This is a genomic window from Staphylococcus sp. HMSC063F05 (assembly GCF_001837075.1).
In the GTDB taxonomy this organism is placed as follows: Bacteria; Bacillota; Bacilli; order Staphylococcales; family Staphylococcaceae; genus Staphylococcus; species Staphylococcus epidermidis.
The window spans coordinates 19,983-36,748 of sequence record NZ_KV831351.1 but is presented as its reverse complement, the minus strand read 5'-3'; the positions used below and the strand labels follow the sequence as shown (position 1 = coordinate 36,748).

General features: G+C 30.3%; 17 protein-coding genes. 13 read left to right on the top strand and 4 right to left on the bottom strand.

The features are described 5' to 3' along the window. Window positions 1-155: 155 nt before the first annotated feature. A complete protein-coding gene (locus HMPREF2576_RS07835; protein ID WP_001830950.1) occupies window positions 156-470 on the bottom strand; it encodes a hypothetical protein in 315 nt (104 codons plus the stop codon). Between the two features lie 305 nt (window positions 471-775). Further along, window positions 776-2,224: an amino acid permease gene (locus HMPREF2576_RS07830; RefSeq protein ID WP_070856531.1), complete on the bottom strand. Its 1,449-nt coding sequence runs from the start codon at window positions 2,222-2,224 to the stop codon at window positions 776-778. 230 nt (window positions 2,225-2,454) lie between these two features. On the opposite strand from HMPREF2576_RS07830, the gene HMPREF2576_RS07825 reads away from it, so the two are divergent. The 6 genes from HMPREF2576_RS07825 (at window position 2,455) to HMPREF2576_RS12525 (ending at window position 7,002) form a co-directional block, all read left to right on the top strand. Further along, entirely contained in the window at window positions 2,455-3,969 is a 1,515-nt protein-coding gene (locus HMPREF2576_RS07825) for a catalase (protein ID WP_070856529.1), read from the top strand. Window positions 3,970-4,058: 89 nt separating this feature from the next. After that, window positions 4,059-4,208 (top strand): 50S ribosomal protein L33, encoded by a 150-nt coding sequence (gene rpmG / locus HMPREF2576_RS07820; protein ID WP_001831295.1) that lies wholly within the window; start codon window positions 4,059-4,061, stop codon window positions 4,206-4,208. Between the two features lie 165 nt (window positions 4,209-4,373). Continuing rightward, the gene (gene rpsN, locus HMPREF2576_RS07815; protein WP_001831302.1) at window positions 4,374-4,643 is read left to right on the top strand and encodes a 30S ribosomal protein S14; all 270 of its coding nucleotides are present in this window, start codon (window positions 4,374-4,376) and stop codon (window positions 4,641-4,643) included. Window positions 4,644-4,796: 153 nt separating this feature from the next. Further along, complete coding sequence (guaC, locus tag HMPREF2576_RS07810) at window positions 4,797-5,774, top strand: GMP reductase (RefSeq protein WP_001832645.1); 978 nt, start codon at window positions 4,797-4,799, stop codon at window positions 5,772-5,774. 13 nt (window positions 5,775-5,787) lie between these two features. Then, on the top strand, window positions 5,788-6,813 hold the full coding sequence (locus HMPREF2576_RS07805) for a CAP domain-containing protein (RefSeq protein WP_001831147.1): 1,026 nt from the start codon (window positions 5,788-5,790) through the stop codon (window positions 6,811-6,813). A gap of 54 nt (window positions 6,814-6,867) precedes the next feature. Beyond that, window positions 6,868-7,002, top strand: a complete 135-nt coding sequence (locus HMPREF2576_RS12525) for a hypothetical protein (protein ID WP_002456209.1) — start codon at window positions 6,868-6,870, stop codon at window positions 7,000-7,002. A 163-nt stretch (window positions 7,003-7,165) separates the two neighbouring features. Here HMPREF2576_RS12525 and lexA read toward each other — a convergent pair whose 3' ends face one another. Continuing rightward, window positions 7,166-7,786 (bottom strand): transcriptional repressor LexA, encoded by a 621-nt coding sequence (gene lexA, locus HMPREF2576_RS07800; RefSeq protein ID WP_001831182.1) that lies wholly within the window; start codon window positions 7,784-7,786, stop codon window positions 7,166-7,168. 143 nt (window positions 7,787-7,929) lie between these two features. Between lexA and sosA the strand changes: the two genes are divergently transcribed. The 7 genes from sosA to sbcC all read left to right on the top strand — a co-directional run bounded on the left by sosA (window position 7,930) and on the right by sbcC (window position 16,178). Further along, window positions 7,930-8,163 carry a DNA damage-induced cell division inhibitor SosA gene (gene sosA, locus HMPREF2576_RS07795; protein WP_001831148.1) on the top strand — a complete coding sequence of 78 codons (234 nt, stop codon included), beginning with the start codon at window positions 7,930-7,932 and terminating at the stop codon, window positions 8,161-8,163. A gap of 160 nt (window positions 8,164-8,323) precedes the next feature. Next, the gene (locus HMPREF2576_RS07790; protein WP_001831015.1) at window positions 8,324-8,560 is read left to right on the top strand and encodes a DUF896 domain-containing protein; all 237 of its coding nucleotides are present in this window, start codon (window positions 8,324-8,326) and stop codon (window positions 8,558-8,560) included. 231 nt (window positions 8,561-8,791) lie between these two features. Beyond that, complete coding sequence (gene tkt / locus HMPREF2576_RS07785; protein ID WP_001831061.1) at window positions 8,792-10,780, top strand: transketolase; 1,989 nt, start codon at window positions 8,792-8,794, stop codon at window positions 10,778-10,780. Window positions 10,781-10,986: 206 nt separating this feature from the next. Further along, window positions 10,987-11,214, top strand: coding sequence for a YneF family protein (locus HMPREF2576_RS07780; protein WP_001831215.1), 228 nt, complete (start codon window positions 10,987-10,989; stop codon window positions 11,212-11,214). A 231-nt stretch (window positions 11,215-11,445) separates the two neighbouring features. Further along, on the top strand, window positions 11,446-11,913 hold the full coding sequence (locus HMPREF2576_RS07775; RefSeq protein WP_001831312.1) for a CcdC family protein: 468 nt from the start codon (window positions 11,446-11,448) through the stop codon (window positions 11,911-11,913). A 107-nt stretch (window positions 11,914-12,020) separates the two neighbouring features. After that, window positions 12,021-13,145: an exonuclease subunit SbcD gene (gene sbcD, locus HMPREF2576_RS07770; protein ID WP_001830960.1), complete on the top strand. Its 1,125-nt coding sequence runs from the start codon at window positions 12,021-12,023 to the stop codon at window positions 13,143-13,145. Between the two features lie 3 nt (window positions 13,146-13,148). Then, window positions 13,149-16,178, top strand: a complete 3,030-nt coding sequence (gene sbcC, locus HMPREF2576_RS07765) for an exonuclease subunit SbcC (RefSeq protein WP_001832643.1) — start codon at window positions 13,149-13,151, stop codon at window positions 16,176-16,178. 117 nt (window positions 16,179-16,295) lie between these two features. Here sbcC and mscL read toward each other — a convergent pair whose 3' ends face one another. Beyond that, the gene (mscL, locus tag HMPREF2576_RS07760) at window positions 16,296-16,646 is read right to left on the bottom strand and encodes a large conductance mechanosensitive channel protein MscL (protein WP_001831237.1); all 351 of its coding nucleotides are present in this window, start codon (window positions 16,644-16,646) and stop codon (window positions 16,296-16,298) included. Window positions 16,647-16,766 lie beyond the last annotated feature (120 nt).

Sequence of the window (16,766 nt, the reverse complement as noted above, 5' to 3'; positions counted from 1 at the left end):
AACAAACCACCCGTTCATACGGGTGGTTTTGATTCATAATATAAGTTACATAATTAACCTTCATCCATGCCTACAATTTCTTTATTGAATATATTTAAATCTTTATTTACTTTTTCTTTCAAATCAATTGAAAATCGAGACTTTCAATTGATTTGCTATTTCGCAGTATGTGTCCAGTCATGTTTTCCTTTATAGCGTTTAACATGTGCATATACTTGATCTGCAGCATAATCTAGGTTTGTATAAACAGTAATGCTATATGCTGATTGATTGACCTCAAAAGGTTCTTCAAGAAATACTTCTTTAAGATGAGAGAAAAGGTCATTCATTTGCGTGTGCTCTAAGCTTGGATATTCTCTCAAAGTCCGTTTTAAGAGCTTACCATTTTTTTCTTCAAGTGCTTGAACAACTATAACAAAGCGTTCCTCTTTCTTTATAACATCATCGAATAAATTTGTTTGTCCAACCATGTTATCCACCTCTATACCATTTTATTATCTTTATTATACATTATAAGTTTTAATCATAAAATAACGAAAATTTATGTATGGTGTTAAATCATTCAAAAGAGGGTGAACAAAATTCTTATCGAATTCGAAGCTCCACTATAGTCTATAGTCTCGACATATATTTTCAGTAGAAATTAAGTATGAAATACTCTTTAGCATTGAGATTACTGATATTGAAATTGATGTATGCATTTTGAGTTCAACTATCAATTATTAATATTAAGAAGGCCTGTGACAAAAATACACGTCACAGGCCTTCTTAATAATTAATTCTTGTAATTATGCGGAGTTAAATCTATTTCTTCCAGTTTGACAAAATGTGTCCGTTTGATTAATTTATGAGCAATATAGATGATAGCTAGAATAAATAATGGTGTAAAGTTTCGAATGACACCTAAAATATCACCAGATGCGATACTACCAAAGGAACTACCTAATAATAAGAATAATAATGTGAAAAGGACAATAATAGGTCCGACTGGGTAAAAAGGTGCTTTATATGGCAACAGTTTATCTGGATTTTTACCCTGTTTTTTAATTGCTTGTCTTAATCTAATTTGTGACCAAATACTAGATCCCCAAACTACAATAACCATAGATCCTATGATATTTAATAAGTTAAATACAGCATTAGCATTAAAATTAGCATAAACAATGACTAATACAATAATAATATATGTTGTAATTAATGCACGCATAGGTAATTTAGTTTTATCATTGAGTTTTCCAAAGAATTTAGGTGCTTGTTTATCAGCACTTAAAGAAAATAGCATTCTACTTGTTGTATAAATACCAGAGTTAGCTGCTGATAATAATGATGTTAAGATAACAGCGTTGATGACGGATGCAGCAAAAGTGATCCCTATTTTATCGAAAACAATTGTAAACGGACTTTGTGATACAGACTCATTTTCATTAAGTAAAAGTGGATCCGTATATGGAATGATGGCAGCTATCACAGCTATAGACAATACGTAAAAGAGTAATATTCTCCAAAATACCTGTTTTATAGCTTTAGGCATTGATTTTTCGGGATTATTTGATTCACCAGCTGTTACTGCGACTACTTCAGTACCACCAACTGAAAAACCTGCAACTAAAAGAACGCTTAATATGCCTGATATTCCACCGACAAAAGGTGCTTGACCTTTAGTATAATTCTCAAAGCCATATGTATGACCACCAAGAATACCGAAAATCATCATAATTCCAAAAATAATAAATACAATTATAGTAATGACTTTGATCAGTGATAACCAAAACTCAGTTTCTCCAAAAGCTTTAACAGAAAAAATATTAATTAAAAACAACAGAGTTAAGAAAATTAAGCTCCATGTAAGTGGATTTAAAACTTTAAATACATCCCAATATTGTAATACATTGGAAGCAACAATGATATCTACACTTGTTACAAGTGACCACATACCCCAATACAACCAACCCATTGTAAAACCAAGTGACGAATCAACAAATCTGGTAGAGTATGAACTAAAAGAACCAGAAACCGGATAGAAAGTTGCTAATTCTCCTATTGATGACATTAAAAAATAAAGCATAATACCAATTAGTATATAAGCTAATATAGCTCCTCCTGGGCCAGCTTGAGAAATGACACTTCCAGTTGCCACAAAAAGTCCAGTACCTATAGCGCCACCTATAGCTATCATAGATATATGTCTCGAATTGAGACCACGTTTCATATTATTATCTTCCATATGCCGTCTCCCATCTATCTTAAAATATATCCCTCATTTTAATCTTTTTAAAGATACTATTCAATAACTTTTTAGTACTTTAAAGCGTAATTGTTAAATTTTTCTGATATTTCTTATGTTTTTCTATCAATAATTTTAAAATAAGTTTATTTGCTATCGGAAAAGGGTTTAATTAAAATAGATACTACATAGTAATCAATATTAAATATAAAAGTGAGGGGGAGCTTGCTATGTCAAAACAGGATGGAAAATTAACTGGACTTTTTGGTGCGCCAGTTTCGGATAGAGAAAATAGTATGACAGCAGGACAACGTGGACCATTATTAATGCAAGACGTTTATTATTTAGAACAAATTTCTCACTTCGATAGAGAAGTGATTCCTGAACGTCGTATGCATGCGAAAGGTTCAGGTGCATTTGGAACGTTCACAGTTACAAATGACATCACACAATATACAAATGCGAAAATATTCTCAGAAGTCGGAAAACAAACAGAGATGTTTGCACGTTTTTCTACTGTTTCAGGAGAACGTGGAGCAGCAGATTTAGAACGTGATATACGTGGGTTTGCCTTGAAATTCTACACTGAAGATGGAAACTGGGATTTAGTAGGTAACAATACGCCAGTTTTCTTCTTTAGAGATCCTAAACTATTTATTAGTTTGAATCGTGCTGTAAAACGAGATCCACGTACAAATATGAGAAGTGCACAAAATAACTGGGACTTTTGGACAGGTCTACCGGAAGCATTGCATCAAGTGACAATATTAATGTCAGATAGAGGTATGCCAAAAGGATTCCGAAATATGCATGGATTCGGTTCTCATACGTATTCTATGTATAATGATAAAGGTGAACGTGTATGGGTTAAATATCATTTCCGTACACAACAAGGAATTGAAAACTATACTGACGAGGAAGCGGCTAAAATTGTAGGTATGGATAGAGATTCTTCACAGAGGGATTTATATAATGCTATCGAAAATGGAGATTATCCAAAATGGAAAATGTACATTCAAGTTATGACAGAGGAGCAAGCTAAAAATCATCCAGACAATCCTTTTGATTTAACAAAGGTATGGTATAAAAAAGACTATCCACTGATTGAAGTGGGAGAATTTGAATTGAATCGTAATCCTGAGAATTATTTTCTTGATGTAGAGCAGGCAGCGTTTACGCCTACAAATATTGTTCCTGGGTTAGATTATTCACCAGATAAAATGCTACAAGGACGTTTATTCTCATATGGAGATGCCCAACGTTATCGTTTAGGAGTTAATCATTGGCAGATTCCTGTCAATCAACCTAAGGGAGTTGGAGTTGAGAACTTGTGTCCATTTAGTCGTGATGGACAAATGCGTTTCTTAGATAATAACCAAGGTGGAGGCCCACATTATTATCCTAATAATCAAGGTATATATGAGTCACAGCCTGAACACAAGAAGCCACCATTCCCGACAGATGGTGATGGTTATGAATATAATTATCGCCAGGATGATGACAATTACTTTGAACAGCCAGGTAAATTATTCAGATTACAGTCTGAAGATGCAAAAGAGCGTATCTTCACAAATACAGCTAATGCAATGGATGGGGTCTCTAAAGATGTCAAAGTTCGCCACATTCGCCACTGCTATAAAGCTGATCCAGAATATGGGAAAGGTGTAGCAAAAGCTTTAGGTATTGATATCAATCAAATAGATTTAGAGACAAATCAAGACGAAACATATGGAAACTTTAAATAATCTAAAATTCTTAGATTGCTTACCACTGAATTATATGATACAATCTTAAATCGTAAGAATTCCTAACAACATTAGAAAGGGTGTTTAACGTGCGCGTAAATATTACATTAGCTTGCACAGAGTGTGGCGATCGTAACTATATTACTACTAAAAATAAACGTAATAATCCTGAACGCATTGAAATGAAAAAATATTGTCCAAGATTAAATAAATATACGTTACATCGTGAAACAAAATAATTACTTATCTTTCAAATACGACAATTTGAAACGAAAACTCTCCTTAACTCATAGGGGAGTTTTTTTTATAGTTTGTACTTAGAAGAATTTTCACTTGTATATTTTGAAATATATGTTATTCTATAAAACGTAATTATTACGATTTGTAGAAAGAGGTTATAATATATGGCGAAGAAATCTAAAATAGCAAAAGAACAAAAAAGACAAGAATTAGTAAATAAATATTACGAGTTACGTAAAGAATTAAAAGCAAAAGGGGACTATGAAGCATTAAGAAAGTTGCCAAGAGATTCATCTCCAACTAGATTAACTAGAAGATGTAAAGTAACTGGTAGACCTAGAGGTGTGTTACGTAAATTTGAAATGTCTAGAATTGCATTTAGAGAACATGCGCATAAAGGTCAAATTCCAGGTGTAAAAAAATCTAGTTGGTAAATATTTACTACTTAGGTCCATTTACAACAGAAGAAAAACAATGTACATTTAAAAAGGATGAATAATATGAATGATTTTTACAAAATTAAAGGTATTATTCGTATTTTCATTAAACATTTTGAAGATTAATTCTATTGTAAGGGGTTAAAAAAGATGAAAATTTTTGATTATGAAGATATACAATTAATTCCCAATAAATGTATTGTTGAAAGCAGATCTGAGTGTAATACTTCGGTTAAATTTGGGCCTCGTACTTTTAAATTGCCAGTTGTTCCAGCAAATATGCAAACAGTCATGAATGAAGAACTTGCACAATGGTTTGCAGAAAACGATTATTTTTATATCATGCATAGATTTAATGAAGAAAATAGAATTCCATTTATAAAAAAAATGCATCATGCAGGGTTATTTGCTTCTATTTCTGTTGGAGTTAAAGAAAACGAATTTAATTTTATTGAAAAATTAGCTTCTTCATCGCTCATACCAGAATATATAACAATTGATATTGCTCATGGTCACTCAAATTCAGTTATAAATATGATTAAGCATATAAAAAAACATTTACCAAATAGTTTTGTGATAGCTGGTAATGTTGGGACGCCTGAAGGAGTAAGAGAACTTGAGAATGCCGGTGCAGATGCTACAAAAGTAGGTATTGGTCCAGGAAGAGTATGTATTACTAAAATTAAAACTGGATTTGGTACAGGAGGTTGGCAACTTTCTGCGTTAAACCTTTGTAATAAGGCAGCTAGAAAACCTATTATTGCAGATGGAGGGTTAAGAACCCACGGTGATATAGCCAAATCAATTCGTTTTGGTGCCACTATGGTAATGATTGGCTCTTTATTTGCTGCCCACGAGGAATCACCGGGTGAAACCGTCGAGCTAGATGGCAAAAAATATAAAGAATATTTTGGTAGTGCCTCAGAATATCAAAAAGGTGAACATAAGAACGTTGAAGGTAAAAAAATGTTTGTAGAACACAAAGGATCTCTTAAAGATACCCTTACTGAAATGGAACAAGATTTACAGAGTTCAATTTCATATGCAGGAGGAAAGGACTTGAAGTCATTAAGAACAGTTGATTACGTCATAGTTAGAAATTCAATTTTTAATGGTGATAGAGATTAGTAAAAAGTAGTAGGTGAATACAATTAAAAGATTTCTTTTATTGATTACAGTTTTACTTTGCATCGTTATTTTTACGCCAGTCAAAGAAACTACTTTTATGATTAAAGCTCAAAATGATATACGTCATCAAATTAATCGATGGATTGATTCTGATTCAAATGACGATAATACTCAATTAGCGATTCCTAAAAAGCAAGAATTTGCAATCAACAATATACAGATGAATATGACTAAAAAAGATGTTGAAGCACAATTGGGACAACATAAGCGTATGACTTCGAGTGTGTATGGCACAAATTGGTACACATATTATTCAAATGATTATAATCAATTTTTGATGGTGAGTTATATTAACAATCATGTTAATGCACTGTATACAAATCAAAATCTTATTTCATCAAAATCTCAAATTAAGTATGATACTCCTAAAGATGTTGTTAGGGAAAAATATGGGTCCCCGATTCAAGTTATAAAAAAAGGGAAAGTTGGTTTTGATGTAAAAAGTAATGAATATGATGTTTTCCATAAAGACCATATTTATACCACAGTATTTTATGATAAGCACAGAGATAATGGTGTGAAGTCATTATTACAAGTTAGTGAGAAAATGGAAAATCGATTAAGATATCAATATGGGAAACCATCTAAATTACTTGCAAAGAGTTTTGAGTTGCAAAATTTTGACATTGTCAATGCTGAAAGAAAACAGCATGGCTTAAAAACATTAGATTATTCTAAGGATGTTTCTCATACTGCGCGTAAGCATAGTATTGACATGGTTAAGCATAATTATTTTGACCATATAAATCAAAAGAAACTTTCTCCTTTTGATAGATTAAAAAAAGATGGAATAGAATTTAATGCTGCTGGAGAAAACTTAGCATATGGACAATTGAATAGTATCTATGCACATGAAGGTTTGATGAATTCAATGGGGCATAGAAAGAATATTTTAAACACTCATTTTGATTATTTGGGCGTAGGTGTATATTTCAATGATCGAAGACAACCCTTTTGGACCGAAAATTATACAAGTTAAATGTTTATATATATGACTTATGGGTAAATATAGTCCGTAAGGATGTAGATAAATATGAAGCAAAAAAATAAAAAACAAACTGATATACTTGAAAAAGTGAAAGAAATATTAGATAAGAAAAAAAAACAAAATCGGTTGGTCAGAAGTTGTATTGAATTTTTCTCTCGCAACAGGTGTGGTTTAGAGTGAAAAAATTGATAAAAGCGTTATCTTAACACTAACACTGGCATCGAAATTAATATATTAAATAACCCTAGGACATCAGTTGCTGTCCTAGGGTATTTGTTTTTTAAACCATATAAAAAATATAAGGAGGCCTACACTTAAAAATAAGATATTGATTATAAATTTATTACATTTCTCTATATAATCCTATTACTTTACCTACTACAATGACATTATCTAAGTAAATAGGCTCCATAGTACTATTTTCAGGTTGTAGTCTATAACGATTTTTTTCTTTATAGAAGCGTTTAACAGTAGCTTCTTCATCTTCAGTCATAGCTACTATAATATCACCATTTTCAGCAATAGTTTGACTTCGTACAATTACTTTGTCGCCATCTAATATTCCAGCTTCAATCATACTTTCCCCAACTACATTTAAAATAAATATATCGCTGTTATGTGTTGAAGTTAAGTGCTCTGGTAGTGGAAAATATTCTTCTATATTTTCTACAGCTGTAATTGGAACGCCGGCTGTAACTTTACCGATAACCGGAACATGTATTGTTTCCTCTACATTTACCTCATCTAATTGTTCACTAACTATCTCGATAGCTCTAGGTTTAGTAGGATCTCTTCTTATATATCCTTTTTCTTCTAATCTAGATAAATGTCCATGTACTGTAGAACTTGAAGCTAAACCGACAGCTTCGCCAATTTCTCGAACACTTGGTGGATAACCTTTTGTTTGAACAATTTTCTTAATATAATCATATATTTCACTTTGTCGCTTAGTGAGTTCTCTCATAAATAGGCACTCCTTATTGTTGTTTGAGATTATTATATCATTAATTACATTTTCTAACAAACATTTGTTCGTAATGTTGTTGACACAGAACTTATGTTCTGATAAATTACTTATACAAACAAATGTTCTAGGAGTGATATTGGATGATTTTAAAATACAAATATAAATTTTTAACATATATGACAATAGTAATAGTGTCTTGTATTATTTTTTCAACTTTCTTTTTAAGCGTTAACCAAGGTGCTCAATCAGAACAAACGTACGAAATGACTGACCACAAGATTCATCAACATAATCAACAAGGAACTACTCAAAACTATAAAGACAAACAAAATAGCGAACAGAATGATCAGTCTGTGTTCGCATTAGTTAATTAACTTTCATATTATCTACTGTAAAATGAGCGTAACAATTTGGTTATGCTTATTTTTTTGATATATTCTACTCAAGTAATAAGTATTATTAAAACTAACAGAATATTTGTTAATTATTATGATAGCAATAATAAAATTTAATGCATTAAGAAAGAGGTTTCAAATGAGTAAAGAAAATTTAAATATTGATAGAATAAATGAATTAGCCAGAAAAAAGAAAGAACATGGCTTAACCAATGAAGAGGCTAAAGAACAGACTAAATTAAGAAGACAGTATTTAGAAGAATTTAGAAAAGGGTTTAAGCAACAGATAGAAAATACTAAGGTCATTGACCCTGAAGGAAATGATGTGACACCTGAAAAGTTAAAAAAGATACAAGAAGAGAAACACAATAAATAAAACAATAGAGCTCGACCCATCATTGATATATAAGTTGAAAATTTTCGTAGTCATTGATGATTTACTTAGAAATAATTTATTTTTAATTAACTTTTAGGGAGTTAAACTACGTATATAGTTTGAATCCAGTTATATCCTTAGATCTAATTTATCTGATTTTTCTTTATCATTTTAAAATAAAATAAGTTATAATTAAAAATAGATATTAATTGTAGAAGGGAAGACACAACGATGTTTAATGAAAAAGATCAATTAGCTATAGATACGATACGTGCTTTAAGCATTGATGCAATCGAAAAAGCAAATTCAGGACACCCTGGATTACCTATGGGAGCAGCACCTATGGCGTATACTTTATGGACGCGCCACCTTAATTTTAACCCTCAATCTAAAGATTTTTTTAATAGAGATAGATTTATTCTATCAGCAGGTCATGGTTCGGCTTTATTGTATAGCTTATTACATGTCTCTGGTAGTTTAGAACTTGAAGAACTTAAACAATTTAGACAATGGGGTTCGAAGACGCCTGGACATCCAGAATATAGACATACTGATGGCGTAGAAGTTACTACTGGTCCATTAGGTCAAGGTTTTGCCATGTCTGTAGGGATGGCGTTAGCAGAAAGTCATTTAGCAGGTAAATTTAATAAGGACCAATTTGATATAGTTAATCATTACACTTATGTATTAGCGTCAGATGGTGACTTAATGGAAGGTATCTCACATGAAGCTGCATCTTTTGCAGGTCATAATCAGTTAGATAAATTAATTGTCCTTTATGATTCAAATGATATATCTTTAGATGGAGATTTAGATAAATCATTTTCTGAAGATACAAAACAGCGTTTCGAAGCCTATGGTTGGAACTATATTCTAGTTGAAAATGGTAACGATTTAGATGAGATTGATAATGCAATCACTCAAGCTAAATCACAACAAGGACCTACTATTATCGAAGTTAAAACTATTATCGGTTTTGGTTCTCCTAATAAAGCTGGTTCAAATGGAGTTCATGGTGCCCCACTTGGTGAAGAAGAACGTGCACTTACATTTAAAGAATATGGATTAGATCCTGAAAAACGTTTTAATGTTCCTGAAGATGTATACGAAATATTTAAATCAACAATGTTAAAACGTGCAAATGAAAATGAAGAGGCTTGGAATAATATGCTTAAAAATTATAGTGAAGCCTATCCGGAATTAGCTGAAGAATTTAAATTAGCAATGAGTGGTAAGTTACCAAATAATTACGCTGATGCCTTACCAGAATATGATTTAAATCACAGTGGTGCTTCTAGAGCTGATTCAGGAGAAATAATTCAAAAATTAAGCGAGTTTGTACCTTCATTCTTTGGTGGATCAGCAGACTTAGCAGGTTCAAATAAATCTAACGTTAAAGAAGCTAAAGATTATAATAAAGATACTCCAGAAGGTAAAAACGTATGGTTTGGTGTACGTGAATTTGCAATGGGAGCAGCAATAAACGGCATGGCAGCACATGGTGGACTTCATCCATATGCAGCAACATTCTTTGTATTCAGTGATTACCTAAAACCAGCTTTACGATTATCATCAATCATGGGACTCAATTCAACGTTCATCTTTACTCATGATTCAATTGCTGTAGGTGAAGATGGCCCTACACACGAACCTATTGAACAATTAGCAGGTCTTCGTGCTATTCCTAACATGAATGTTATTCGTCCAGCTGATGGTAATGAAACACGTGTAGCTTGGGAAGTTGCACTTGAATCAGAACACACACCAACATCATTAGTGTTAACTCGTCAAAATTTACCAACTTTGGATGTTGATAAACAAACAGTTGAAAATGGTGTGAGAAAAGGCGCATATATTGTTTTTGAAACAGAACAACAACTTGAATATTTATTATTGGCATCTGGATCAGAAGTTAATTTAGCTGTAGAAGCCGCAAAAGAATTAGAGCAACAAGGTAAAGGTGTACGAGTTATTTCTATGCCAAACTGGTACGCATTTGAACAACAATCTTCTGAATATAAAGAATCAATTTTACCTTCTGATGTTACTAAACGTATAGCTATCGAAATGGCATCACCACTTGGTTGGCATAAATATGTTGGAATTGAAGGTAAAGTCATTGGTATAAATAGTTTTGGCGCTAGTGCTCCTGGAGATTTAGTAGTTGAAAAGTATGGATTCACTAAAGAAAATATTTTAAAACAAGTCCGTTCATTATAAATCTAGACAATGATTTAGTTGAACTTTTTAGGTTACTAACCATCAAATTTGGTTAGTAACCTTTTAGATTTTAAAATAGAATTTAATAATATCTTTGGCTTTGTTATGATAATAATTGGAGTACTAATCGTTATTATTCAAGAATGTCTTGAAATAACAGAACGAATTTAGTAAAATGCATAAGGATAAAGAAAGCGGGTGAAACAATGGCAATTTGGGTAGCAATTATTCTAATCGTTATAGCACTTATTGCAGGTTTAATTGGTGGTTTCTTATTAGCTAGAAAATATATGAAAGATTACTTAAAGAAAAATCCACCTATCAATGAGGAAATGCTACGTATGATGATGATGCAAATGGGACAAAAACCATCTCAAAAGAAAATTAATCAAATGATGACAATGATGAATAAAAATATGAATCAAAAAATGTAAGGTTCATAGACATTATATTAACGAGTGTTACAGAAACTTATCGAATAACTGTAGCGCTCTTTTTTTATTATTATTAATATATTAATTTTATGTTCTAGTAATGAATTAAATACTATATATGTATTTAAATGTTAAAAATTGAACGTTTAAAGTGTCAATTTTATAGTGATAATGATATACTATCAAATGATTATTTAAGCGAATAAGTTTATGTCAAAAGAGGGTGTCAATTTGACTTATTTAGTCTTTTCCATTGTATTTGCATTTCTAATGGGTGCTGTCGTTATAGTGATAAGAATGAAAGCACAACAGTTTCCAGTCAATGAAAAGAAAATTATCTTACCACCATTTTTCATGGCTACCGGTGCATTGATGTATGTGGTACCATACTTTCGATTAACTGGTATGGAAATGTTAGAATCATTGATATTAGGTGTTTTGTTTTCTACTGTTTTAATCTGGACTTCTAGATTCGAAGTTAAAGATGATAATATTTATATGAAACGGTCTAAAGCATTTCCAATTATTTTAATATCATTATTAATAATAAGAACAGTTATTAAAATATTTATAAGTAGCGAAATTGATCCAGGTGAAATTGCTGGTATGTTTTTTTTACTCGCATTTTGTATGATAGTACCTTGGAGATGTGCAATGCTTTATAAATATAAAAAATTGCAAAAGAATCTTATTAAGTAATATATTTAACCACTTATCATTATCTTGATAGGTGGTTTTTTACTTGAAAAAGATAAAAAAAGCATATAGAATTAAAACGAACAAACGTTCTTATCAGGAGGATAATTATGAAAATTGTACATACCGCTGATTGGCATCTGGGTAAAATTTTAAATGGAAAACAATTGCTTGAAGATCAAAAATATATTTTAACTCAGTTTAAACAACATATGGAGAAAGAACAGCCAGATTTAATAGTAATTGCAGGTGATTTGTATGATACCTCATATCCAAGTAAAGAAGCGATAGGTTTACTTGAAGAGACTATTGAATACCTAAATATAGAACTTAAAATTCCAATAATCATGATAAGCGGTAACCATGATGGTAGGGAAAGATTGAATTATGGCTCTAAATGGTTTGAGAATAATCAACTTTACATAAGAACTCAACTAGAAAATATTGATGATCCAATAGAATTGAGTGGTGTTCAATTTTTCACTTTACCTTTCGCAACTGTGAGTGAAGTACAAAATTATTTTAAAGATAAGCAAATAGAAACATATCAACAAGCATTAAACGAATGCTTAGAGCAAATGTCTAGTTCCATAGATAATAATAAGGTGAATATATTAATTGGTCATTTAACTATTGAGGGCGGTAAAACTTCAGATTCAGAAAGACCATTAACTATTGGAACAGTAGAATCAGTTGATATGCATTCTTTTCGGTTGTTTGATTATGTAATGCTCGGGCACCTACATCATCCATTTAGTATAAATAACTCTTTTATCAAATATAGCGGTTCGATTTTGCAATACTCTTTCTCTGAAGTAAATCAATCTAAAGGATATAGAGTTCTTGATATTGAAAACAACCAACTATTAAATGAAACCTTCGTTCCTTTAAAACCTCTAAGAGAACTAGAAGTTATTGAAGGTGATTATGAGGATATTATTCAAGAAAGAATTAAAGTAAAAAATAAAAATAATTATTTTCATTTTAAGTTAACGAATGTTTCTCATATTACTGATCCAATGATGAAACTGAAACAAATTTATCCCAATATATTAGCACTATCGAATGTAGTATTTGATCATAGTGAGAATTTTAGCCATGTTGAAATCAAAAAACAAGATGATCAGACAATTATAGAAAATTTTTATAAAAATATGACAGATCAACATCTGAGTCAAGTTCAATCAGACAAAATAAAGCACTTGTTAAGTTTTATATTGGATAGGGAGGGGTAAGATTTGAAGCCTTTACATATAGTTATGGAGAACTTTGGCCCTTTTATTAAAGAAACTATTGATTTTGAGCAAGTTGAAACTGATCAACTCTTTTTAATTAGTGGTAAAACTGGATCTGGTAAAACAATGATTTTTGATGCTATAGTATACGCATTATACGGTATGGCTTCGACCAAAACTAGAAAAGAAGGAGATTTAAGAAGTCATTTTGCAGACGGTAAATCGCCAATGTCTGTAATTTATCAATTTAAAGTTAATAATCAAACTTTTAAAATTCATAGAGAAGCGCCATTTATTAAAGAGGGGAATATAACTAAAACACAAGCCAAGTTAAATATATATGAATTAGTTGATAATCAATTTGAATTAAGAGAAAGTAAAGTGAATCAAGGTAATCAATTTATCGTACAATTATTAGGCGTTAATGCTGAACAATTTCGTCAATTATTTATTTTGCCTCAAGGAGAATTTAAAAAGTTTCTTCAGTCAAATAGTAAAGACAAACAATCGATTCTTAGAACACTTTTTAATAGTGAGCGATTTGATGAGATTAGACATCTACTTTTAGAAAATGTAAAGCAAGAAAAAGTACAAATTGAAAATAGATACACTCAAATTGAAAATTTATGGAATGATATAGATACATTTAATAATGATGAATTGGCCTTATATAAAGAATTAGAGAGTTCTCAGACAGATAAAATGATTGAAAAATTCCCACAATTTAATGATTATGGATGCAAAATTCTCAAGTCATTTGAAGAAGCTAAGAATAAAATAACTAAGGAATTAGATGATTTAAATCATAAATATAAAGTGAATGTTGAATTAAGTGAGAATACTAAAAAATTAAAAGCGGAAAAAATCAAATTTGACGATTTGAAAAAAGAACAAAATTATATTGATAAATTAAAGCAAGAATTAAAAATGATTCAGGAATCTAAAGTATTAATCACTTATTTTACTAGGTTACAAAGTTTAAAAAAAGATAAAGATGAATTAGTGTCACTTCATGAGCAATCAAAATTAAACGAAACAAACTATCACAATGAAATTAAAGGTTTTCAAAAACAACTCGAACATTTATCAACACGAGAAAATGAAATAACTCAATTTAATCAGTATCTAGAAAAAAACCAAGTTTTCTTCAATCAATTAGATAAGATTATTAGTAGTTATCAACAAAAACCGGTAATTGAAGAAGAAATAAAAAGATTATACAGTGAATATAATGATTTAATAACCAAAAAAGAAGAATTGACGAAAGAAATGAACAACAAGAACAAAGATTTTGCAATTATTGAACATTACACTGAAGAGATTTATAAGCTGAAAAAGATTATAGATGAATCTGAAAGACAAAAAAAGGATGAGAAATTATTTGATAAATTACAACTAGATAAATCATCTTATCTTAGCAAATTAAAAGAGAAGAAAGAACAGTTAAATGAAATTGAATCATCAATCACCAATATAGATGCGACTTTAATTGATTTGAATGACAAAAAGGATTTTGTAAATGAAATAAAGTCCGCTATGTCAATTGGAGATACCTGTCCAATTTGTGGTAATGAAATACATTCATTGGGAGAACATATTGATTTTGAATCAATTGCTCAAAAAAATAATAAAATAAAACGGTTAGAAAGTAAGAAGGTAAAAATTCGTGATGAAATAATCAAAATAGAAACTCGAATTGAAGAATTAAATCATAGAGAAAATGAATTAAATTGTGAGAAACAAGAAAAGAAGGATATTAGTAAGCTTCAAAAACAGCTTAATCATTTGAATCAACTAAAAGACGAGCAACAAAGCATAAATAAGTTAGTAGAAAATTTTGAGAAACAAGAAAAAGAAATAGTTAATAAAATACATCAGTTTGATTTAGATTTGAGTCGAAAGAACACGCAAAAAGAAAAACTGGAAATTCAAATTAATGATTTTGAACGACATTCACAATTTTCATCAGTAAATGATTTTGAAACTTATTATTCTCATGCTAAAAAACAAGTTGAGACGTATGAGTATGAGAATGAGAAAACTAAAGATAAATTGAACGAGTTGAATAATAAGTTAAAGATAGAAATGAATGATCAAAAACATTTAACTGAGAATTTAACTCAAACAAGTAAGGAAATAAATAATTTAGAATTAAAAATGGAAAAAGAAATGCAACAACTTGGTTTTGAGTCTTATGATCAAGTCAAAAGCGCTGCAGATTTAAGTGCTCAAAAAGATGAAATAGAAAGAGAAATTAATATTTATAATAAGAACTATCAAAGTTATGAAATAGAGATTAACAGACTCAAAGAATTGGTTAAGGGCAAAAAATTATTAAATTTAGAAAAATTACGACAATCTATAGAAAAAACAAACTTGAAACTAGATGAAACGAATTCACAAATAGCTACGATTAGCTATAAAATAGATAATAACTCTAACAAATTTAATAAAATAAAAAATATAATTCAGATTCTCGATGATGAATTAAAAGTGCAAAAAGAAATTTTCTTGCTATCAGAAATATTAGCTGGTAAAAATGATTATAAATTAACACTAGAAAATTATGTTTTAATTTATTACTTGGAAAAAATAATTTTTCAAGCGAATCAACGACTTTCATTTATGAGTGGAAATAGATATCAACTGATTAGAAGAGAGGCCATTTCCTTAGGGTTAAGTGGATTGGAAATTGACGTGTTTGATTTTCATTCAAATAAATCGAGACACATAAGTTCACTTTCAGGAGGAGAAACATTTCAAGCATCACTAGCTTTAGCTTTAGGATTAAGTGAAGTTGTACAACAAGAATCAGGTGGAATCACTTTAGATTCTATGTTTATAGATGAAGGATTTGGCACTTTAGATCAAGAAACACTCGAAACTGCGATAGATACATTAATTAATTTAAAATCATCTGGGCGCATGGTTGGTATAATCTCACATGTAAGCGAACTTAAGCAACGCATACCTTTGATTTTAGAAGTGACAAGTAACCAATACGAAAGTCATACACAATTTAGAAAAAATTAAAAAATAGAGACTTAAGATTTTGTGACATGCTCTAATTTAAAGCTATTGATTTTTCAATACTTTAATAAGAACACGTATAATTTCTTTAAGTCTCTATAATTGGATATAGTGATTTGATTATTTTTTAAGCAAGTCTCTAATTTCTGTTAATAAAACAGTATTTTCTTCTACTTCTTCTTCTTTCTCTTCTTTTTTCATAACTGTATTAGCTATCTTAACAAAGATAAATAAAGCAAAAGCAATTATGATGAAGTCAATTATTGATTGTATGAAAAGTCCATACTTAATCCCCCAAAAAGACCAATCTTCAGCAAAATTAACTGAACCAAATAATTTACCAATTAATGGCATGATGATGTATTGGACTAGGGATGTAACTATTTTATTAAACGCTGCTCCCATAACTACAGCAATAGCTAAGTCTAAAACATTGCCTTTGAGTGCAAACTCTTTAAATTCTTTTAACATAAAGCATAACCCTTCTTTTAAAATATATTTCTGATTATACAACATATAAATATTTTAGCAAATACTATAATTATGTAAATTTGATAATGTTGAAGACCTTTGTTAATCTATTAAAGTGTA